This window comes from Bacillus sp. LSHTCR4 (assembly GCF_057197025.1).
Map to the genome: position 1 here is coordinate 2,594,032 of NZ_JBXUNO010000001.1, position 21,171 is coordinate 2,615,202.

General features: G+C 34.3%; 20 protein-coding genes and 2 pseudogenes. 6 read left to right on the forward strand and 16 right to left on the reverse strand.

Annotated elements, in window-relative coordinates; genetic code table 11:
- Positions 1–80: 80 nt before the first annotated feature.
- Both ccdA and AC2CGR_RS13275 read right to left on the reverse strand, forming a co-directional pair.
- Positions 81–788, reverse strand: a complete 708-nt coding sequence (ccdA, locus tag AC2CGR_RS13270) for a cytochrome c-type biogenesis protein CcdA (protein WP_001152683.1) — start codon at positions 786–788, stop codon at positions 81–83.
- A 16-nt stretch (positions 789–804) separates the two neighbouring features.
- A pseudogene (locus tag AC2CGR_RS13275) lies at positions 805–948 on the reverse strand (peptidase T).
- A gap of 330 nt (positions 949–1,278) precedes the next feature.
- Here AC2CGR_RS13275 and AC2CGR_RS13280 point away from each other — a divergent pair.
- Both AC2CGR_RS13280 and AC2CGR_RS13285 read left to right on the forward strand, forming a co-directional pair.
- Positions 1,279–2,187, forward strand: a complete 909-nt coding sequence (locus AC2CGR_RS13280) for an EamA family transporter (RefSeq protein WP_060631865.1) — start codon at positions 1,279–1,281, stop codon at positions 2,185–2,187.
- 87 nt (positions 2,188–2,274) lie between these two features.
- Positions 2,275–3,435 (forward strand): M20 peptidase aminoacylase family protein, encoded by a 1,161-nt coding sequence (locus AC2CGR_RS13285; RefSeq protein WP_270184889.1) that lies wholly within the window; start codon positions 2,275–2,277, stop codon positions 3,433–3,435.
- A 23-nt stretch (positions 3,436–3,458) separates the two neighbouring features.
- Here AC2CGR_RS13285 and AC2CGR_RS13290 read toward each other — a convergent pair whose 3' ends face one another.
- The 4 genes and pseudogenes from AC2CGR_RS13290 to AC2CGR_RS13305 form a co-directional block, all read right to left on the reverse strand.
- Positions 3,459–4,403 (reverse strand): ABC transporter permease, encoded by a 945-nt coding sequence (locus AC2CGR_RS13290; RefSeq protein ID WP_087967212.1) that lies wholly within the window; start codon positions 4,401–4,403, stop codon positions 3,459–3,461.
- On the reverse strand, positions 4,396–5,307 hold the full coding sequence (locus tag AC2CGR_RS13295) for an ABC transporter ATP-binding protein (RefSeq protein WP_131100575.1): 912 nt from the start codon (positions 5,305–5,307) through the stop codon (positions 4,396–4,398). The genes AC2CGR_RS13290 and AC2CGR_RS13295 overlap by 8 nt, the downstream gene beginning before the upstream one ends.
- Before the next feature lie 124 nt (positions 5,308–5,431).
- Positions 5,432–6,833 (reverse strand): annotated as a pseudogene (locus AC2CGR_RS13300) (RNA-guided endonuclease InsQ/TnpB family protein).
- Positions 6,834–6,918: 85 nt separating this feature from the next.
- A complete protein-coding gene (locus AC2CGR_RS13305) occupies positions 6,919–7,494 on the reverse strand; it encodes an ABC transporter permease (RefSeq protein WP_484480901.1) in 576 nt (191 codons plus the stop codon).
- 170 nt (positions 7,495–7,664) lie between these two features.
- Here AC2CGR_RS13305 and AC2CGR_RS13310 point away from each other — a divergent pair, with 170 nt between their 5' ends.
- Positions 7,665–8,264 (forward strand): histidine kinase, encoded by a 600-nt coding sequence (locus AC2CGR_RS13310; protein ID WP_270184887.1) that lies wholly within the window; start codon positions 7,665–7,667, stop codon positions 8,262–8,264.
- Positions 8,265–8,327: 63 nt separating this feature from the next.
- On the opposite strand, the gene alsR is transcribed toward AC2CGR_RS13310, so the two are convergent.
- Complete coding sequence (gene alsR, locus AC2CGR_RS13315) at positions 8,328–9,233, reverse strand: acetoin biosynthesis transcriptional regulator AlsR (protein WP_000423226.1); 906 nt, start codon at positions 9,231–9,233, stop codon at positions 8,328–8,330.
- Between the two features lie 152 nt (positions 9,234–9,385).
- Between alsR and AC2CGR_RS13320 the strand changes: the two genes are divergently transcribed.
- On the forward strand, positions 9,386–9,751 hold the full coding sequence (locus tag AC2CGR_RS13320) for a CidA/LrgA family holin-like protein (protein ID WP_000872364.1): 366 nt from the start codon (positions 9,386–9,388) through the stop codon (positions 9,749–9,751).
- Positions 9,748–10,425, forward strand: a complete 678-nt coding sequence (locus tag AC2CGR_RS13325) for an LrgB family protein (protein ID WP_000578958.1) — start codon at positions 9,748–9,750, stop codon at positions 10,423–10,425. The genes AC2CGR_RS13320 and AC2CGR_RS13325 overlap by 4 nt, the downstream gene beginning before the upstream one ends.
- 12 nt (positions 10,426–10,437) lie before the next feature.
- Here AC2CGR_RS13325 and AC2CGR_RS13330 read toward each other — a convergent pair whose 3' ends face one another.
- Positions 10,438–10,851 (reverse strand): NUDIX hydrolase, encoded by a 414-nt coding sequence (locus tag AC2CGR_RS13330; protein WP_000442971.1) that lies wholly within the window; start codon positions 10,849–10,851, stop codon positions 10,438–10,440.
- Between the two features lie 141 nt (positions 10,852–10,992).
- On the opposite strand from AC2CGR_RS13330, the gene AC2CGR_RS13335 reads away from it, so the two are divergent.
- A complete protein-coding gene (locus AC2CGR_RS13335) occupies positions 10,993–11,193 on the forward strand; it encodes a DUF3903 domain-containing protein (RefSeq protein WP_000624207.1) in 201 nt (66 codons plus the stop codon).
- 315 nt (positions 11,194–11,508) lie between these two features.
- Here AC2CGR_RS13335 and AC2CGR_RS13340 read toward each other — a convergent pair whose 3' ends face one another.
- The 8 genes from AC2CGR_RS13340 to AC2CGR_RS13375 all read right to left on the reverse strand — a co-directional run bounded on the left by AC2CGR_RS13340 (position 11,509) and on the right by AC2CGR_RS13375 (position 21,055).
- On the reverse strand, positions 11,509–12,264 hold the full coding sequence (locus AC2CGR_RS13340) for a sulfite exporter TauE/SafE family protein (protein ID WP_087967205.1): 756 nt from the start codon (positions 12,262–12,264) through the stop codon (positions 11,509–11,511).
- 108 nt (positions 12,265–12,372) lie between these two features.
- Positions 12,373–12,519, reverse strand: a complete 147-nt coding sequence (locus AC2CGR_RS13345; protein WP_000644411.1) for a BC1881 family protein — start codon at positions 12,517–12,519, stop codon at positions 12,373–12,375.
- Between the two features lie 163 nt (positions 12,520–12,682).
- Positions 12,683–14,410 (reverse strand): S-layer homology domain-containing protein, encoded by a 1,728-nt coding sequence (locus tag AC2CGR_RS13350; protein WP_087967402.1) that lies wholly within the window; start codon positions 14,408–14,410, stop codon positions 12,683–12,685.
- Positions 14,411–14,625: 215 nt separating this feature from the next.
- Complete coding sequence (locus AC2CGR_RS13355; protein WP_270184885.1) at positions 14,626–15,192, reverse strand: outer membrane protein assembly factor BamE; 567 nt, start codon at positions 15,190–15,192, stop codon at positions 14,626–14,628.
- Positions 15,193–15,199: 7 nt separating this feature from the next.
- The gene (locus AC2CGR_RS13360) at positions 15,200–16,219 is read right to left on the reverse strand and encodes a nuclease-related domain-containing protein (protein ID WP_087967199.1); all 1,020 of its coding nucleotides are present in this window, start codon (positions 16,217–16,219) and stop codon (positions 15,200–15,202) included.
- A 138-nt stretch (positions 16,220–16,357) separates the two neighbouring features.
- The gene (locus AC2CGR_RS13365; protein ID WP_087967197.1) at positions 16,358–17,407 is read right to left on the reverse strand and encodes a GH25 family lysozyme; all 1,050 of its coding nucleotides are present in this window, start codon (positions 17,405–17,407) and stop codon (positions 16,358–16,360) included.
- A gap of 133 nt (positions 17,408–17,540) precedes the next feature.
- Entirely contained in the window at positions 17,541–19,304 is a 1,764-nt protein-coding gene (locus tag AC2CGR_RS13370; protein WP_002194652.1) for an ABC transporter ATP-binding protein, read from the reverse strand.
- The gene (locus AC2CGR_RS13375) at positions 19,304–21,055 is read right to left on the reverse strand and encodes an ABC transporter ATP-binding protein (RefSeq protein WP_029439751.1); all 1,752 of its coding nucleotides are present in this window, start codon (positions 21,053–21,055) and stop codon (positions 19,304–19,306) included. The genes AC2CGR_RS13370 and AC2CGR_RS13375 overlap by 1 nt, the downstream gene beginning before the upstream one ends.
- Positions 21,056–21,171: the final 116 nt, after the last annotated feature.

Here is a 21,171-nt window from a genome sequence, read left to right on the forward strand (position 1 = left end):
CCTTTTTTGTGGCTATATGCAAAATATACTTTCATTATATGCTTTTCCGTTAGTATTTCCAACAGTTTCACAGAATAATACTAAAAACCGGTAAAACCACCAAATAAACTTGAGAAATATACGATAATTTTCGTCATCCAGTTAAAGTATAAGAAGATACCCATGATAATCATAACGTATCCCCCGATTTTCATGAATTTCATACTATTTCTTTTAATCCAAGACATTTTCGTAATAAAGAATGATAATACGAAGAACGGGATAGCGAATCCAAGTATGTATGCGATCATATAAATCATTGCTGATTCTGGATTTGTTGCCGCTAATCCGATTACAGACACTAAAATAGGTCCTGTACAAGGCGTCCATCCTGCAGCAAATGCTAAACCAATTAAAACAGATCCAAAATAACCACTCGGACGATTTTTAAACGTAAATTTACGGTCTTGCATTAAAAACTTCGGCTTAAACACACCGACAATAATAAGACCGAACACGATGATAAATATACCACCTAACTGTCTAATTAAATCTTTATAATTTGTAAAGATGCCTCCAATAAAGCTTGTACCAAATCCAATTGCAATAAATATAATTGAAAATCCAAGTAAGAAAAACGCTGTATGTATCATACTTCTTTTGCGAAGCATTGCATTTTCTTCTTTCAACTCAGAAACCGACATACCTGTTATGTACGATAAAAATGCCGGATACAGCGGTAAGCAACATGGGGAAATAAATGATAAAAACCCGGCGCCAAACGCTAAAAAAATACTAATATCTTGCATTATTCCACTCCTCTCCTTACATATTGTAGCAAAAATACGTAAAAATACTATGAACAATTCGTGAAATCACTTTTCCAACGTGGCAATAAGAAAAAACACCCTTTCACTCACTTTCTAAAAAAACGTTTTCATTTCCTTCTATTATATAGAAAAATCTCAATTAAATTATAAAACTCCTCTAATTGTTATTAACATAACAAAGGTAACATAGTTTCTCAAATGATTAGCATGTTACTAGTATGTATCTATATACATATTGATTAAAAAAATATTTTTTTCAAATGCTGTCTTTATACAATACAAACCTGATTTTACAATACTTCTATTATTACTAATTTCAAGATTATGCATAAATATCATACTTTTATTATTATTCTATAAAATGTCACACTTTTCTTTTATTTGACCCTTTATTTTTAATTTTGTATACTTCCCTCTAGTTATATATGTCCGTTATGGAACAATTTCATATAGATGGGAGGAATTTTTTATGCTTCGTTATTCTCTTTTAGTTTTATTAGGAGCGTGTAGTTATGGGATTTTAGCTATTTTCGTTAAACTTGCATATGCAGAAGGATTTTCACTTGGAGAGGTAATTGGCAGCCAATATATGTTCGGTTGGATTATTTTGCTTGCTATTACACTTCTATTTTCTAGACATCGTGTTCCATTAAAACAAGCGTTAATTTTATTCGTTGCAGGAACATCTGCAAGCTTCACTGGCATTTTTTATTATGCATCATTAAAAACTGTACCAGCATCTATTGCAATTATACTTTTATTCCAATTCGTTTGGGTCGGAATTATTATTGAAGCAGTCTCAACAAAAACATTACCTTCAAGAGAAAAAGTTATTTCCGTTATTTTCTTACTTGCAGGTACATTTTTATCAAGTGGTTTACTAGAAAAATCAGCAGGTGATTTCGATACGACTGGAATCATACTAGGTTTATTATCTGCTGTTACATTTGCCACATACATTTTCGTGAGCGGAAAAGTTGCTGTTGAAGTACCTTCATTACCACGCGGTGTTCTTTTAATGGCTGGTGCTTTAACTTTAGTAATGATCGTATTCCCTCCAACATTTATTTTTAACGGTGCAATTTCTGAAGGACTTTGGAAATACGGTTTAGGTTTAGGAACATTCAGTATCGTCATTCCTTCTATCGCCTTTACAATTGGTATTCCAAAGATTGGTTCTGGCTTAGCGACTATTCTTGGCGCTGCAGAACTACCAGTTACAACAATTATGTCTGTATTCGTTTTAAAAGAAGCTGTACTATCTTCACAATGGTTCGGTGTATCACTTATTTTAATTGGGATTGCAATCCCGCAAATTGCTTATGCAATGCGTGGACGTTATCGTAAACATCATACACACAAAAAATTGGCAGCATAAACGAGAGAGGATTTTCATTTGAGAATCCTCTCTTTTATTATTGTATACTTAATGTAAATACTTTATTTAAGAAAGAGGTCATTCTAAGTGGCAACCAATCTAAAGCAATTAACTGAGACGCTGATTTCTATTCGTCGAAATTTACATGAGCATCCCGAATTATCATACGAAGAATTTGAAACGACGAAGGCTATAAAAAATTGGTTAGAGGAAAAAAACATCACGATTATAAATTCTAGTTTAGAAACAGGCGTTATTGCTGAGATTTCGGGGAATAATAGCGGACCGCTTATAGCAATCCGTGCTGATATTGATGCCCTTCCTATCCAAGAGGAAACAAATTTGCCGTACGCTTCAAAAATTCACGGTAAAATGCATGCTTGTGGGCACGATTTTCATACAGCTTCTATTATAGGGGCCGCTTATTTATTAAAGGAGAAAGAAGCTTCTCTTAGCGGAACTGTACGCTTTATATTCCAGCCAGCTGAAGAAAGTAGCAATGGTGCTTGCAAAGTCATTGAAGCCGGACATTTACATGGCGTGCAAGCTATTTTCGGTATGCATAATAAACCTGATTTACCAGTAGGTACAATCGGTATTAAAGATGGTCCACTGATGGCCGGAGTTGATCGATTTGAAATTGAAATTCACGGAGTTGGTACACATGCAGCTGTACCAGACGCTGGAGTAGATCCTATTGTCGCGTCCTCTCAAATTGTTATGGCACTCCAAACAATTGTAAGCCGAAATATAAGTTCTTCTCATAATGCCGTTGTTAGCGTTACAAACATCCATTCAGGAAATACGTGGAACGTTATTCCTGAAAAAGCTACGTTGGAAGGAACGGTTCGCACTTTCCAAGCAGAAACACGCGAAAAGATTCCTGCTCTAATGAAACGTATTATTCATGGGATTTCTGATGCATTAGGTGTAAAAACAGAATTTCGTTTTTATCCAGGTCCTCCTGCCGTTCATAACGATACATCTCTAACAAACTTATCGATTCAAGTTGCCGAACAAATGAATTTAAATATCATCTCCCCTACCCCGTCAATGGCCGGAGAAGATTTTTCTTTTTATCAACAAGAAATACCTGGTTCATTTGTCTTTATGGGAACGAGTGGTACACATGAATGGCATCATCCAGCTTTTACAGTAGACGAGCGATCTTTACCTATAAGTGCAGAATACTTCGCTTTGTTAGCTGAAAAAGCACTTAAACAATTTGCATATAAAAGGAGCCGTTAAGACATACTTAACGGCTCCTTTTATTAGGTTAAATCACGTTTTAAAAATACTGTATAAGAAATGCTTAAAAATACAAATAAATACAGTAATAACATACATGAAGCAAACGGGAATGTTACTCCATCAATAAAACTTCCATTCTTTGAAATACTATATAAATCTGTGTTTGCTGGCAATAAATATTTCGCCCAATCATATCTAGTTGCTGCTAGTAATGCAATGTTTCCTGATAAAGCAAGAAATAGTGAAATACCAATCGCGCCTCCGCTAGATCTTGTTAGCACAGAAATCATAAATGCAAACGCTGCATACACAATCGTCGGCAACCACGATAAAATATAATACTTACTAGCTTCTACAAAAATATTTTGTTTTATAATATTCCCATCTCGGAAAATAAATTCGCTCCATGCAGGCTGCTGGAATTTATATATAACTAGTCCACATAAAGTTGAGAAAATCATATTAAATATAAACAATAACGCTGCAAATATCACGATTGCTAAAAATTTAGCTGTCAAAATTTTAAAGCGACTTGCTGGTCGTATCGTTAAAAATTTATATGTTCCCCAGCTATATTCATTCGCAAAAATTGTACTTGCATACACAAGGATAAACGGGAGCAATATTGGAAATACGATAAAACCTGTATCTCTCATGAAAGAAAGCGGAGAACTGCTTGCCGGCGCTGTATCTGTATCTAAATGCTTCATCTTAAGTTGATATTCATTTACAAGCTCGTCTCCAGATCGTTCTGCTAAAATAGCTTCTTTTTTCATGCCTAGCTTTTTCTCTATTTCTACAGTTCGTTCTGTATAATCAGCTTTCCATCCTTTTGTTTCCGGTTCTAAATACTTGACCGTAACCCACCCTAATCCAATTATTAATACTGCAATAACTGCAAATGGAATAATCGTTCGCTTTCGCTTAAATATTTTATACAGTTCGTTATATACTAAATTAAACAATATCTTTTCCCCCTGTTAATTCTAAAAATTGCTCTTCTAACGTCTTTCTTTCTTCATATACACGATAAACTTGAATATTTTTCTCAAGCAATGTACGAATAACATTTGGGATTTCTTCATCTTTTACATTAATAAGTAGATCATTACCTTTTATCAAAACATCTTGTTTTAACATTTCTGCCGCTTTATTCGCATCATCTACACGGATACGGATTGTCTCCAACTCTTCGCTTTGATTATGCTGAATATTTTGCGTCGCCACATATTCTCCGTGCTGAATAATGATAACTCTGTCACACATTAATTCAACTTCTGAAAGTAAATGACTAGATACAAGTACCGCTTTTCCTTGTTCATGTGCAATTTTCTTTATGTACATTCTCATTTCATGTATTCCACTAGGGTCTAATCCATTCGTTGGTTCATCTAATATTAATACATCTGGATCATGAATAAGCGCTTGAGCAATTCCTAAACGTTGTCTCATGCCGAGTGAATATGCTTTTACTTTGCGATCAATTACTTGTCCCATCCCTAATAATTTCACTACTTCATCGATACGTTCTTCTGTCACATTACCATTCATTCGTCCGAAATATGTTAAATTTTCATAGCCGCTCAAAAAAGGATAAAATTCCGGTGTCTCAATTACTGCCCCAATTTTCGCAGCAGTACTTTCAAATTGCTGTTTGACAGATTGACCGTCAATCCAAACTTCGCCCTCTGTCATACGAATCATGCCGACCATCATTCTCATTAAAGTCGTTTTTCCAGCACCATTTGGTCCGAGCAAACCAACTACTTCACCTTTTTTAACTTCGAAACTAATATTTTCTACAAGTGTCTTTGAACCGATTCGCTTCGTTAACCGCTCAACCTTTACAATTGATTGTTCATTTGTCATGCTATACAACCTTTCCTTCCCATTCTTTGTCAGGTCTTTACACTGTAACATGATTATTTTTCTGTGTAAAATGAACACTCCCCCACTTAGCAAAGCTTGAAGTGGGGAGTTCTAACGTTTCGACCTAACGGACGATTAACGTCAGGGGAGTTAACACATTAGCGAGCTGTTTCACGCCTAACCCCTCTATCCCATTTGTCCATGCATTTGGGATTACTTTTCGTAAAATGTTAGCCGCAGCATTTACATCTGCATGAATTAAAGTTTTATTTGCTGAACGATATATGCCGCGCTTTATTCGTTTTCCTGAAAAAGTTGTATTTTGGTCATTTTCTCCATACGTTGGAATGAAGTCGTTATCCAGAAAACTTGCTTTCGATGTATATGATTCTTCAGTTACAACAACTTGAATACCTACAGCATTTGCTTTGTATGTAATCATTTGAATCAGTAAATTATGCGGGATATGACAAAACGATTGGTTATTTCTTTTTCCCATATTCGTTTCTTGTTTCCAACTTTTGTTTTGACCAATAACGATTTTACAAACTTCTTCTTGAGCTCGTTTTACGATGTGGTGACTAACTTTATGGAAGACGTCTTTTAGTTTCAAGTAACGTTTTTGATGAAGTTTTTCTATCCTTTTAGAAGTAAAAGGTCCTTCATTCGTTTGTTTTCCATTTCTAAGAATACTTGTAAAATGACTCTTCATTTTGTTGTAATATTGATTTATGCTTTTGACATGTTTGCCCTTAACAAGGACAGGTTTCATACCTGTGTTTGTTACGATGGTTGCAAGGTTATCAATCCCTAAATCAATACTCATATAACGAGCATTCTCTTCAATTATTTGTTGTTCAGAAGGAACATCAATTACCAATTCCACTACATATTCATTGTATTTTGGAATCACACGAACTTGTTTCAGTTTACCTTCAGTGAAACCTAGTTTCCCAATATTTAATTGTAATTTCGTCTTTGGAAACTTTAAAAATCTACCGTTTTTAATGATGCAATCTTGGTTTGTATACAGAATCTCTTTTTCAGAAGAACGAATATACTTTGGAATCCTAGGCGTTCCAGCATATTTGTTTGGATTCTTTTTATAGTCTTTTAAACTAGCAAAAAAAAGATTTCCAATTTTGGAACAAACCCTTCATGATTGACTGGCTACATTGCGTAGGCAAAGCTCGATAATCATTTTGAATCATAGCCTTAAATAGTGCATCTAGAAAGTTGTAATCTACATAAGGTTTTTCAAAATTAGGTTCTGAAAACAAATTACATGTAATCTCTTTCTGTTCTTCTTTAGGTTTTAATTTCTCTTTTTCCAATTTCTTCTGATAGGCAAGAAGTTGTGTGTCATTCATCTTACCAATATTTTTATGAATATTAGCCAGAACTTCTTTTTGCAAAGGCTGCAACTCTTTTTCTTGTGTTAATCCAGTGTACACCTGGCGTATATAAAAGTTTGTGGTGTTGTACATGTTCTTAGCGTTATGACAACATTCTTGAAAATAAGATATTTCTTTCGATTCACCTCACCACCTTCATTTACGTTTAGAGGTGGGAGTCCTCTCAAAAGGCATTTCAAGAAAAAGGCATGATTTCTCATGCCTTTTTCTTGAAATGCAACGAATTTTTATCTTGTAAACTTTGAACAAATCGAAAACATTGCACCATCGATAATAGAAGGATAACAATCATAACTATACTCACTACTACTATTGCATATATTGTAATCGGTGCACTATTTATCCCTTGTATTCCTGCTATTCTTATAAAGATAATCGTAAATAATTTTAAAAATAACATCCCATTAACTAATCCAAAAACAAACGCTGCTCCATAAATAAATAATTGCTCCTGACATAATAAACATAGTACATCATTTCTCTTCCTATTCTCTGCTACATAAGATTTAATTTCTTCTTTCCTCACTTGCAGAAGAGAATAAGTCATTTTATATGTAATAAACGTACATATGAAAATGACTGCAATAAACAACGTGTAAAAACACATTTGAAATAAAAGCGTAGTCCCTAATTCCCCAGCAACTACTTCATTAAATTGTAGCGATATCATAAAAAACAAAATCATAATACTCATAGCAATCCAGATAAATTGCTTCATCCTTTTGGTAGCAAATGTTCTTATATTTTTTCTCGCTAACCGACATAAAGACATAAAATTCTTCCCCTACCTTATTACATACGCATTCTATACTACTAGTGTATAAAAATATGACATTTTAAACATCGCACTACAATCGGAATTTTCTCTAAGTCTTTAGTCCTACAAAATAAAATGGTAAAAAAATCATATTTAGAATATAATTGTAAAAAAGGAGGGGTTGCATGCGTATAAAATTACTATTAATCTTGTCTTTATTATTACTCACAAGTTGTAGCCCACTAAAAAACAATGAAGTTGCGATTATTGAGCCATACAAATTAACAAAAGAGCAAACTTCTATTTTACAAATGACTCCTTTTCAAGAAGGAAATAGCATGTTTTATAACATTACACTTAAAAATGATAAAGATGAAATACATGCTACGATTGATTATTATCAAAATGGTAAAAAAACAAAAGAAATTGCTTACATTGCTACCTCGCATTTTTCAAAAAAGAAAGTGAAGATTTCCTTTATACCACCATATTTCCAATTTGATAAAGGTATACAAGAAACAAGTCAATGGTTTATGAGCATTGAAGGTGGTTCAACGCTAGTTCCTGAAGAAGCACCACCGATCGTAAATAGCTCAGCATCTACTACTATTCAATCTGCTATAAACTTAAAATACAATCAAAAGACGACTGTAGCTGCTATAATAAAAACGAATAATGAAACCTCAAGAGTACCAATACTTGAGGAAAAAACCGCTATTGACCAACTATTACAAGAAAATGAACATGTTTATCTCTTTAGTATAGAACTAAAAAAAGAACACTAAAGCGGAAAGGCAATATAATTGCCTTTCCGCTTTAGTGTTTAATGAGGTGTACTTTTTAACAACTTAATTAATCTCATCCTCAACTTCTATTCTTTTCTTCTCTCTTGCAATTTTTAAAAACTCTAAAAGCTCTGGATTGCTATTCATTTTTTTGTAAGCTACTGACATTTCTGCAACAAAATTAGAATCATATAGCTCTTTATATACAACTTCTGTTTTATATAATTTATTTGCCGATACAGGTATTACTGTAATTCCAATCCCAGCTGCTACAAGTCCCATAACTGTTTGATACTCTGTTGCTTCTTGCACAATACGCGGACTAAATCCAACTTCTCTACAAAGAGATAATATTGTATCATACAAAGCTGGCCATACTGGTCTCGTAATAAATACAAACGGTTCATCCCGTAAATCTTCTATATGTATTTCATCTTTTTCTGCAAGTGGATGAGCCTTCGGTAAACATAACGTACAAGATAGTTTTTGAATTGGCTCTAATTCTAATAATTGTGTTGGGATTGGTGGACGCAAAAATCCAATATCAATACGATTATCATGAAGTGCATGCACTTGATCTGGAGTAGATAATTCATGTAATGCAACAGACACCCTCGGAAATTTCTTTCTATACTCCCTTACGATAGATGGTAAAATATCATATATCGCCGCACCTACAAAACCAATTGAAAGTGAGCCCACTTCTCCCCTTTGGGCACTTTGTGCAATCTCTACCGCTTTTTCAATTTGTTCGAACGCTTTTTTTACTTCTTTCAAAAACATTTCTCCAGCTTCTGTTAATTCAACCTTTCTCTTCGTTCTTGAAAATAACATAACTCCCATTTCTTTTTCTAATTGCTGAATTTGTTGACTAAGCGGTGGTTGTGTCATTTGTAAACGAGCAGCCGCTCGTCCAAAGTGTAACTCCTCTGCCACTACAACAAAATATTGCAAATGCCGTAATTCCATTTTGGACACCCTTTTCCATTTCAATTAATACGTCTAATATATTAATAACATATAATTTATATATTAGACAAATTTTTTGAATGAACGTATAGTAGAAATTGTTAATTCTTTTTTACAATTTTTATGTAAAAAAAGAAAGAGGTGGTTACTGTATGAAATGGTGGAAATTAAGCGGACAAATTTTACTATTATTTTGTTTCGCTTGGACAGGTGAATGGATTGCAAAACAGGCACACCTCCCAGTTCCAGGAAGTATTATCGGTATTTTTTTATTATTAATCTCATTAAAATTTAACCTAGTGAAAAAAGAGTGGATACAGGACGGTGCAGACTTTTTATTAAAAGAACTTATTTTATTTTTCATTCCTTCTGCAGTCGCTGTCATACGCTACAAAGATACACTATCACAATATGGAATCGATCTCATCTTAATTATTATGATTAGTACACTTTGTGTCACTCTCGTTACAGGACTCTTAACAGAATTGCTACTAAAGCGGAAAGGATCCGTGCAATGATCGGCTTTCTTTGTTTACTATTAACACTATTCACATATTGGATATCGAAGAAAATGTATCAACGCTGGAATTGGAGCTTACTTTCTCCTCTTCTCGTCTGTCCTATTATTTTAATCGCTTTATTACTCGGACTAGACACATCTTATGAAACGTATGAAACTGGAGGCCATTGGTTAACAGAATTATTAAAACCTGCAACAGTTGCTTTTGCATGGCCAATCTATAAATACTTTGATTTACTCAAGAAACATGGAATGGCTATTTTACTTAATGTCATTGTCGGTTCGTTTCTATCAGTTATTACTTCAGCACTACTAGCAAATTATTTTCAAATTGATTCATCGTTAGAACATAGTTTAGCACCTCATATTGTAACGACGCCAATTGCAATGGCCATTTCAGAAATGATTGGTGGTATGTCACAATTAACAGCAGTATTTGTTGTTTTAACTGCGTTAACAGGAGCATTGCTCGGACCTTCTCTCATTCGTATATGCCGTATTAAAACAGCAATTGCAAAAGGTATTATGTTAGGAACGAGCGCAAATGGAACCGGTACATCAAAAGCTTTCGAAATCGGTCCTGTAGAAGGAACGATTGCAAGTTTATCTATGCTTTTAACTGCAGGAGCTAGTTTAGTTATCGTTCCGCTTTTCTTATCGTGGATACATTGAAAAAGCAAGTGTTTAAACACTCGCTTTTTTATTTATGTATTTGTTTAAAATCTCATAATCCTCCGGGAAAGATAACGTTAATTCCTTCATTTCATCTATCCTCTTCCAAGCAATTTCATGTATTAACTCATCAGGATCTTGGATTTTCATACTACCGCCTATTTTTTTTACGACATAATAATGAACGTATACAGGAACCCCATATGTAATACCTTCTTTTTCGTATATTTTACTTACAACTTCCACATTGTAACCTGTTTCTTCCCAAACTTCTCGGATACAACATTCCTCTAGTGTTTCTCCTTTTTCAAGTCCTCCGCTTGGGACGGACCACCTTTTTTCTTCACCCTTTTGTCCTTGCAATACCATTAAAACTTCATTTCTTTCATTTACACATACTGCTGCACAACCTATCCATCTTTCCATATACATCCCTCCCCTACTACTATTCGTCTCCTTTTTTATTTTCTCCTTGAAAAAAGAGGGAAAAAGGAAAACAATGACGAAAATTTACATCAACTTCATAGGCAGTTCCTTCTTAGAAATTAAAAACGGAAGGATGAAAGCATGATTTCTAAATATGTTGTGGAATGTGTCTTTTGTGAAGAAAATCGAAAACCTCGCCAAGCTATCGTCACAGTTCCTGCTACTACTCAGCTACTAGCCATTGAAAAAGTGCGTGCAGAATGTAAACGTCGTTTCGGAAAAGCTTTATTGTTACAAACTGAAATTAAAAAAGAAATAGTCTTTGGACAAAAAGAAAGCTGACCATAAATTGGTCAGCTTTCATATCCGATCATATTTTCACATGAAGATTAGGGGCATCCTCTTTAAGGATCGGGATTTTCCCATTATGTACGTTCCATAATGGTCATCGAACAATATATTTCTATACAATTAAATATTGAATAGAATAGGGCAAAACTTGTTCGCATTTTTAGAAAAGGGATAGGGATATAATTCAAGTAGTACTTCGAATACTCGAACTTTACACTCATTATATTAAAGCAAATCCTTTTATATGGGAAATATGAATTACTTACATAATTCATTCGTAAAACATATTAGTTTGCTATATTATTTTCATTCCATTAATAACATACATCCAGCGAAAACTGGTGTCATAATCATTGAAAACTTCAAAAGCATACGTGGTGCATAATTTGTAAACTTCGCACCGATATAAGCTCCTAACATCGTCCCAATTAATACTTGCAATAATAATATATAATCTAGATACCCTTCTGAACTATATCCTAACCCACCCCCAATCGCAATCGGCAATATAACAAGCATTGTTGTTCCTACAGATTGCTGAATCGTCAATCCTAATAGAACCATTAATCCAAGTTGAATAAATGGTGCAGAACCAATCCCGAATGAACCAGCCATCATTCCGGTGACTAACCCAAGACATATACATTTCATTATGTTTTCTTTCGAAATATCTTTAATTTTTACTAATCGTACTTCTTCCTTATTTTGAAATTTAATTAATTTAATACACATAAAAATCGCAGATAAAAATAACATCCCAGCTGTAAACCAATGAAGAAGATACGGTGGTATAAGCGAGCCAATTTTTGAACCGATATAAGAACCAAATGCCCCACATCCACCAACAATCCCGCCTATAGTAAGTACGACATTTCCTTCACGATAATGACTTATAACCCCAGATAATGTCGTAAATGCCATAGCAGTTAAAGACGTTGCAAGTGCAACATGAATAGGAATATGGAATACTAACGTGAGTATCGCGATAATAAACCCAGCTCCCCCAGCTCCAACAAATCCTAATAAAACTCCCATTACTAACATCGTTATAATAATTGCCACATACTCTCCCTCCAGTAATCCAATTATCCACCATCTTCTTCCTTGCATACAAATAAAAAGCACCCTGGAAGGATGCTTTTCGTACTTTTCTAAATTGATACTATGTACTTAATCTTGATTAATCAAAATAACCGCGGGGCCAGCGACTACTACTCCAGCTACTTCTATTTTTTCAAATTCCTTTACTGTAATAGATATAACCCCTTCTCTTTCCATTAATTCTTTACTCAGGACATCAGTCGGTATAGCTTTCACCGTCTTACCTCCTTTTCATTTATACAATATGCAAAAAACACCTTAACGCATCTATATATATGCATCACCTCCGCTTTCATTCCTTATTCCACTCAATAGCCTCCCCTCCCTTCCATAACATATTGAAAAATAAAAAAGCACTCGCAAAAGCGAATGCCCTTCATTATTTACTCTCTATTACTTTTAACATTCTATTAATGAATGCTGCCGATTCACCACGCGTTGCAGAACCTTTCGGCATAAATTCATTATTATCATTTCCTTTTACAATACCTAATCCATAAACACGTTGTACAGCTTGTTTATCATATGCTACATCTTGATCCGAGAATGGTAACGAGACTAAGTTACCTTTAATTTTTTTATATTGCAGTGCACGGTCAATCATGATAACAGCTTCATCTCGTTTAATCGTATCATTTGGAGCAAATATGCCATTTCCTCTACCATTTATTATTCCGGCACTTGCTGCACGATTAATACCATCTATTAGCGATGGATGTGCTGTATTTAAATCATTAAAATTCGATGACCCTTCAGGTAATTGCAATGATCTAGATATTAAATTTGCAAATTCACCACGCGTTACAAGACGCTCTGGCCAATAAGAACCTTTTCCATCCCCGACCATAATGCCGCGCTTATCTAATTCACGAATGTCTGCTTCGTACCAACCACCTGTTATATCATCTTTATGGTTCGCATCATAATAAACTTTCGTTCCTTGTAAGAATGGTTCCCATGCATTATTTTTAATCATAATAGCTGGACAATTTTTGCCACTCCAAAATTGATGCTTCTTCACATTTTCTAAAGGGATATTTAATTCCCCCATTAAATAAGCTGCTAGTTTACGAGCATTTTCAACAGCTTTATTATAATCACCATCTTCGTTTACAGCAATTTCAATCGCAATCGATTCTCGATTTCCAGTTCCTTCTGCCCCATCTCCTGCATGCCAAGCGTTTTCATTTAATGGAAGGTGTTGATAAATCTCTTTATCGTCTACCGTAAAATGCCACGACGCTGAACGATCTTCCGTTCCCGTTGCTTGGTTATATAAATATATTGCATGGTTTCTAGCATTTGCCCCAACACTATAATTATCTGTCTCATGAATCGTAATATACTTCGGGTTCATCGCATAACCTGGGCGAATATTTTCATTTCCTTTCGGTACAATCATTTCTTTTAAAGGTACACCATAAATATCTGTTGTTTTCTCTTCTATTGGCGCAGCATACATAGCGGCTGCACGTTTTGTACGTGTTGGCGTTGTATCTTGAATAAGCGAAGCTTTTGTTCCTTCAAATTTTGCTGAAGGTGAATGAATCCATTTTATCTCATTATTTATTTTTACTTGGAACCATTCTCCCGCCTGTCCAATTGCTTGAATAGTTTGTGGTTTCAGTACATATTCTTCTTTATATGAAGCAAATGGTTCAGTGTATGTAGAGATTTCTTCATTTACAACTAATTTCTCACTTAATAACGGGTGAATTTCTTTAACCTCTACATTTCCATCACTATTTTGTATCCATCCCGTTCCCGATGAAGTTTGAACATAGTAAGCGTTTCCTTTTCTCTTCTCAGCTTTTACGACTTGATTCGAAATACGAACCCCTGTCTCTTTTTGAAAATTACTAGAATCATATAAAGGTACTTCTTTCACTATATGTACAAGAAATTCACCTTGCACTTCATTTCTTACTCCCTTATCTTCTCCTCTACCATCTTCATCTTTCATATGGTTTTCAATACTTTTTAAAGCTTGTTCATCAGGTGAAACTGTAACCGTTTTGTCAAGTTCATTAGCATAGGAATAATTTGGAATCGTTACCATACTAAATACAATTGATGCAGCTAAAACATTATAAAATCCTTTTTTCATCATAATACTTAACACGCATATCATTAAATTCGTGTTAAAATTCCCCTCCTCAACCAAAATATAGGTTATCTACTAAACTATTAAGTAACATAACCATTTACAATATAACAGACTCATTCCAATTCGTATAGATAGGAATGACTACTATTTGCCTACATTTACTATATTGGAATATGAAAAAGAAGCTATAATATATAGCTTCTCTCTACGTTTCTTTAATCGTTATGCACCTTATATTCCACAACTTTACCATCTTTATCAAATTGTAAAACAAGCTGTTCACTATCTATGGAAATAAAACCACGTTCATTCCCAAGATAGTACACAGTGCTAACCCCACTTTCCTCATTTCTCGTTTCAGTAGGAGCTCCTAACAATTTTGTAATTTCTTCATTTGATTTTCCTGTTAATTTATATTTTTGCAATAGATCATCTACCATATGTACCCGGTTTTCTTCAGCATGTAACCATCGATCTTGATTAAACTTGGAATTGTATGTATTCATACTTAATTGCGCAGTACACACTAACAATAGAATGCAACCTACTATCATTACACCTAACATTTGCTTCTTTTCTGTATTACGATTTACAGAAGTACGTAAGACGAACTTTTGAATCACAACTAATAAAACAAATGGCATGACTACTACAAAAACACTCGTTACACTTAATGACGTATGAGCCATATCAATAATGAAAACAAATCCCAAATACATTAGTATATACAAACAAATATAAACATACAAAATACCCCTTAATATTGCACTCAGAATGCCCACCCCTTTTTTAATTCATCGTATAATTCATCCGACTAATGATTTCTCGAAGTTTTTCTAATTCTTGACCTGTATATATTACTTTCCCCGTTAAGATTTCATTTTTGAAGAACGTTACAATTTGCTCTCTATCTTTTAATCTCGGCGTTTTTTCTTCAGAAAGATCTAGCACTTCTTTCCCACTCTCATTATAAAAATATACAATCGGTTTTACGTTTTCCTTTACAATATCAACTTGCATTTCTTTCAAACAATTGTATAGAATATGAGATAGTTTCTTCGCTCTATTTACTGGATTCCCTTCATTTTTCACTTGTATCGTTAATGAATCTTCACCTGTAATATATTCAAACGTCTCTTCTTTCTCTATCTCTTGTTGATGCTTGCCAATTTCATCGATCATAAATGAATATACACTAGCATTCTCTTTCGTTAAGCCATGAATTAATTTCCCTGTCCATTCTTTCGTCTCAAGTAGATACATGCCCGTTTTACTTAAGACAAGATGATGAATTCGAAAATCATTTCCTCCACGCTGATTCCTCATAAAAACATTGGGCATAATATGAAATTCATTATCTAGTATTATGCCTTGCTCTACGAAGCCACGCTTCATATAATGTAATGTTTCGTGTGTATTCACCTCAGCTCCATTTTTCGTATACTCTCGCAAATCTGAAATTAACTTTTGAAACATATGTATTTCTTTACTATGGTTTTCTTGCATTTCACTGCGTTCTTTACTATGCTGCATAGCTAATTGATTTTTCATCATACGCATATTTTCAAGTTCTCTAGCTGCACTTATTTGTAAATCATTGTATTTCTTCTGTTCCATATTTTTCAATGTATTTTGTTGTTCTTCATGCTCTGTAACCGTGGCTGCAATTTCATTTTCATACGTTTCAATTGCTTGTTTCTTTTCAAATTCTACTTGCTGACTCTCTGATTCTAACTGTTTATTTTTATAAAACAGCACGAATACTGCAGCTAATAATAGTAAAATCACACCTATTAGCACATAATCCATATTTTTACTCCTTTATCTCATTTTTAATTATTTTTTATAATTATCCATTATATTATACTATGCTTTCAATATACACTTTGTAAAAATTACACATTTATAATAAAAGGCATCTCAGGGGAGATACCTTTTACGCTCATTTTATTGTACACCATACTGAATATAACTTGGATCATAGTATATCCAGCCATTTCCTCCTAAACCAAGCCAACCATCTTGCTTACACCATACTCGATATGCTTCACCATGATGTAACTGTCTTATAACATTTCCACTTACTGATGGAGCATCCCGCAGATTCACATTATCACCAATAATAGTCGCCACATAATGTTTATACTGAATGTAACTTGGATCATAGTATATCCATTCGTTTCCACCTAAAGCAAGCCAGCTACCTTGTTCGTTCAAAACTTCATACGATTCTCCTCTATTTAGCTGTCGAATTACACTAGATTGTAAAGATGGTCCACTCCGTAAATTTACATTATCACCTTTAATTACAGCAACGCCATAGACTGCAGTAGCAGTACTAGGTGGGGAAACATTTCCGCCTCCATTTGTTCCATTTCCTTGCAAAGCTTCTAATGAAACCGCTGCTGATACGTCACAATTTCCTACTACACCTGAAATTTTACCAGAATCTGTGTATTGCCACGCTGTCCACTCTGTCCATCCACCAGCATCAGCTGGCGGCGTACTAGAGTATTTAGAAATCCAAAGTGGTATATCACTTAAACCGTTAATTCCAAACTCATTAATATACCAAATTCCTGTATATAACATGACATCTTTTCCAGTAGCCTGTTTCACATAATTTATGAAACTTCTTGCCCAATTAGATATATCAGTACCAGTTAAATTACTATTACTCGGATCTATCGGTGATTCTAAATCTAGAACTGGCATTAAGTCTGTCTGATTGCTTTGTAATATGTTCACAAAATGTTTTGCTTCTGAAATTGCATCATTTAGTTCTGGATGTGCAAAATGGTATGCACCGATTAATACATTCGCATTTCGCGCTGCCTGTACATTTTGAACTAAAGTAGGATCAAGGTTATTCACACCTTCTGTTGCTTTTGCATATGCCGCTGAAATACCGGATCCCTTCACTGCATTCCAATCAATATTCCCTTCCCAATGAGACACATCGATAAACGTAATATTTGAACTAGATCTATCTTGCATATAAAAGCTCCTATCAATTATTTTCATTTCGTATACATACAATATGTACAACTTTATTAAAGGGTCACGTCGTTTATACTATAGACATAAAGAGCAAACACATTTTATAAACAAAGTAAAAAAGGCCCTGTAATTACAAGGCCTTTTGTAAACTTCCTTTATTTTGTAGTAAATACATATTATAATACAATCCTTGTTCACTCAGTAATTCTTGATGTGTCCCTCTTTCTACTATCTCTCCATCGTGCATAACAAAGATTTGATCTGCATCTTGTATTGTAGATAATCTGTGTGCAATTGCTATCGTCGTCCGTCCTTTTCGCATTTGCTGTAACGCTGTTTGGATTGCATCTTCAGTTTCTGTATCAATATTTGCTGTTGCTTCATCCAATACTAATACTTTCGGATTCGTTGCTATCGTTCTAGCAAAAGCAATTAATTGTCGTTGACCACTAGAAAATGCAGCTCCTCTTTCTACTACTTCCGTTTCATACTGCTCTGGTAATTTTTCAATAAACGTATTCGCTTGCACAAATTGTGCCGCTTCTTTTACTTCTTCATCCGTAATTTCTTCATTATACATACGAATATTTTGTTTTACATTTCCCGCAAATAAAAATGCATCTTGCAATACAAGTCCTATTTTCTTTCTAATTTCTTGTTCTTCAAATTTCTCTAACTCTACACCATCTATTACAATATTTCCGGACTTAATATTATAGAATCTCAGTAATAAATTCATAATGGTACTCTTTCCGCTACCAGTGTGCCCAACGAAAGCAACCGTTTGCCCATGTTTCACGTGAAAAGATACATTTTTTAAAACATCACGTTTTCCATCATACGAAAAAGTAACATTTTTAAATTCAATATCGCCATTAATAACTTGAGGATTTCCATCCCCTTTTTGAACTGGCGCTAAATCTTTCTCATCCATTAAATGAAATACACGTGATGATGAAACCAGTGCCTGTTGGAAAAATGATAATTTCATCATCATCTCATTTACAGGCTGGAAGAAACGATGTATATAGTTAACAAACGCATATAAAACGCCTACTTCAACAGGACTCTTCAAAGCATCAATTCCAAATAAACCAAGTACTAACGCAATAGCTACAATATGAACTAAATCAGTTGCTGGACGTAAAAGCAATGCATCTAACTTTAAAGTACGTCGCCCTGCACTATAATGTTTATTATTCACTTCTTCAAACTCTTTTCTCATGCGCTTTTCTTGTCTGAACACTTGAACAATATTCATCCCTTGAATGGACTCGTTTAACTTTGCATTTAACACACTTAATTGATTACGGACTTCTAAATAAAAAGCTGCACTTTTCCGGCGATATAGCACCATAATCGCAAACATGATCGGAATTAATACGAGAGAAAATAGCGCTAATTTTACATTTAATAAAAACATAGCTACTAAAATCCCTACTAAAAATACGATATTTTTAACAAATGTTGATAATACACTGACATAAAAATCTTTAATTGCTTCTGTATCATTCGTTATACGCGATACGAGCGTACCAATCGGCGTACGATCAAAGAAACTTAATGACAACTTTTGAACATGCTCATATACTTCAACACGCATATCTTGAACAATTTTAAAAGCGATATTTTGAAAATATAATAAATCTAAATAAGTAAATAATACTTTTAATAAGTGAGCAACAATATACACTACAAATAGAGTAACAAGTGCTGATTGATCAAAGTTACGTGGTACTAAGTGTTCATCAAGAAATTGTTTAATTAAAAAAGGACCCATCATTTCCGTTACAGTTGCACCAACTAGAAATAAAAATGCTAATGCTAATAGTCCTTTATATGGCCTCATATAAGACAGTAATCTTCTTAAATCGCTCTGTTTTTTCTCAGCCATCATACGCCTCCTTTCTCGACTAATGCTTCTAACTGCTGGCTCTCATACATTTCTTTATACCAACCATGTTCTTTCATTAATTGTTCATGTGTACCTCGTTGTACAATTCTACCTTCATCCACAACAAGAATGAGATTGGCATGCTGAATTGCACTTAAACGATGGGCAGTAATAATTGTCGTTTTCCCTGCTCTTTCCCTCTTTAAAGCATTTAAAATTGTTTCTTCTGTTTTTGCATCTACCGCTGATAAACAATCATCCAAAATTAAAATTTCAGCATTTGTTAATAAAGCACGAGCAATAGAGATTCGCTGCTTTTGACCACCAGATAATGAAACACCTCTTTCTCCTACTACTGTTTCATATCCTTCTGAAAATTGGAGGATGTCATTATGAATACAAGCAATCTCTGCAGCTTGGGTAATTTCATTATATGTAGCATCTGCCTTTCCAAAGGCAATGTTCTCCCCAATACTTGCTGAAAATAAAAAATGATCTTGCGGCACATATGAAATGGCAGAACGGACACCGTAAAGTGTTACATCGCGAATATCCCGCTCTCCAACTTTTAATTCACCATTAAAATGATCATACTCACGGATTAAACATTTTAATAAAGTCGTTTTCCCTGCACCTGTACGTCCTACAATCCCTAACGTTTCCCCTTTCTTCAAATCAAAGTGAATATCTGTTAAATGTAACAGTTCATTTTTCTTATACGAAAACGAATCAACCGCAAATGAAACATCACCGCTCGCTATTGTATGCACAGCATTTTCTCTATTTACTACATCTGATTTTTGCGAGAGGATTTTTTCTACACGGTCATACGAAGCACGCCCACGCTCCATAATATTAAACAGCCATCCAAACGCTAACATTGGCCAAACGAGGGTACCTAAATACGTCGTAAATGTAACGAGATCACCTACTGTTAATTCACCTCTCACAACTAATACTGACCCATAACATACTGCGATTAAAAAAGAAAATCCTACGATAAGAGCGATTGTTGGATCAAATAACGAATCAATACGTGCAACTAACATATTTTTATGTACGACATCTTCTGATTTTTTTCGAAACGCTTGTAAATCTTCTTTCTCCTGTCCAAGCGATCGAATTACCTTCATCCCACTCATACTCTCTTGCACTTTATCATTGATTTCCGAAAACGATTGCTGCGCTTTATGAAACCTTTTATGTAATAAAGATCCGTAATAATTTGTCGATATTGCTACAATCGGCATCGGAATTAAGCTTAACAATGTTAACTTCCAACTAATTGTAAACCCCATCGCTACGAGTACACATCCCCCAACAGCTAAAGAATCAACAAGTGTTAAAACACCAGCTCCAGCAGTTTGCTGAATGGCTTGAATGTCATTAGTCGCATGTGCCATTAAATCCCCCGTGCGATTTGACTGGTAGAAAGATGGACTCATCTTTGTAAAATGTTCGTACAAATTTTTCCGTAATTGGCGAGCTAACTTTAATGAAGACCCAAAAATCATAATACGCCATACGTAACGTAATATGTACATCGTAATACCTACAATTACTAAGAGTACGACCCATTTTAGTAACTTATCAGTCGTTAATGTTCCCTCATTAATTTCATCTACAACAATCCCAATCACTTTTGGTGCTACCAGTTCTAAAAGTGCAACGCCAAATAATAAAATAATTCCGGTTATGTACGCTCGTTTTTCTTGTTTAAAAAACCACGCTAAATTCATAAATACTTTCATTTTTTTCCTCCTCCCTTAAAATGAGCGATGTTTTCAGTTTATCAAAAATACAGAATTTTTAAAAGTTTCAAACACTGTAACTAACAAAAAGAAAAGACACTCTTAGCGAGTGTCTT

What these genes read in the sequence shown, in the direction of transcription:
- alsR (WP_000423226.1), bottom strand. Translation starts at nt 9,233, where the DNA reads ATGGAATTACGGCATTTGCAATATTTTGTTGTAGTGGCAGAGGAGTTA.
- AC2CGR_RS13280 (WP_060631865.1), top strand. Translation starts at nt 1,279, where the DNA reads ATGCTTCGTTATTCTCTTTTAGTTTTATTAGGAGCGTGTAGTTATGGG.
- AC2CGR_RS13330 (WP_000442971.1), bottom strand. Translation starts at nt 10,851, where the DNA reads ATGGAAAGATGGATAGGTTGTGCAGCAGTATGTGTAAATGAAAGAAAT.
- AC2CGR_RS13365 (WP_087967197.1), bottom strand. Translation starts at nt 17,407, where the DNA reads ATGCAAGATAGATCTAGTTCAAATATTACGTTTATCGATGTGTCTCAT.
- AC2CGR_RS13335 (WP_000624207.1), top strand. Translation starts at nt 10,993, where the DNA reads ATGATTTCTAAATATGTTGTGGAATGTGTCTTTTGTGAAGAAAATCGA.
- AC2CGR_RS13305 (WP_484480901.1), bottom strand. Translation starts at nt 7,494, where the DNA reads ATGTCTTTATGTCGGTTAGCGAGAAAAAATATAAGAACATTTGCTACC.
- AC2CGR_RS13360 (WP_087967199.1), bottom strand. Translation starts at nt 16,219, where the DNA reads ATGGATTATGTGCTAATAGGTGTGATTTTACTATTATTAGCTGCAGTA.
- AC2CGR_RS13310 (WP_270184887.1), top strand. Translation starts at nt 7,665, where the DNA reads ATGCGTATAAAATTACTATTAATCTTGTCTTTATTATTACTCACAAGT.
- AC2CGR_RS13350 (WP_087967402.1), bottom strand. Translation starts at nt 14,410, where the DNA reads ATGAAAAAAGGATTTTATAATGTTTTAGCTGCATCAATTGTATTTAGT.
- AC2CGR_RS13370 (WP_002194652.1), bottom strand. Translation starts at nt 19,304, where the DNA reads ATGGCTGAGAAAAAACAGAGCGATTTAAGAAGATTACTGTCTTATATG.
- AC2CGR_RS13375 (WP_029439751.1), bottom strand. Translation starts at nt 21,055, where the DNA reads ATGAAAGTATTTATGAATTTAGCGTGGTTTTTTAAACAAGAAAAACGA.
- ccdA (WP_001152683.1), bottom strand. Translation starts at nt 788, where the DNA reads ATGCAAGATATTAGTATTTTTTTAGCGTTTGGCGCCGGGTTTTTATCA.
- AC2CGR_RS13295 (WP_131100575.1), bottom strand. Translation starts at nt 5,307, where the DNA reads ATGACAAATGAACAATCAATTGTAAAGGTTGAGCGGTTAACGAAGCGA.
- AC2CGR_RS13325 (WP_000578958.1), top strand. Translation starts at nt 9,748, where the DNA reads ATGATCGGCTTTCTTTGTTTACTATTAACACTATTCACATATTGGATA.
- AC2CGR_RS13320 (WP_000872364.1), top strand. Translation starts at nt 9,386, where the DNA reads ATGAAATGGTGGAAATTAAGCGGACAAATTTTACTATTATTTTGTTTC.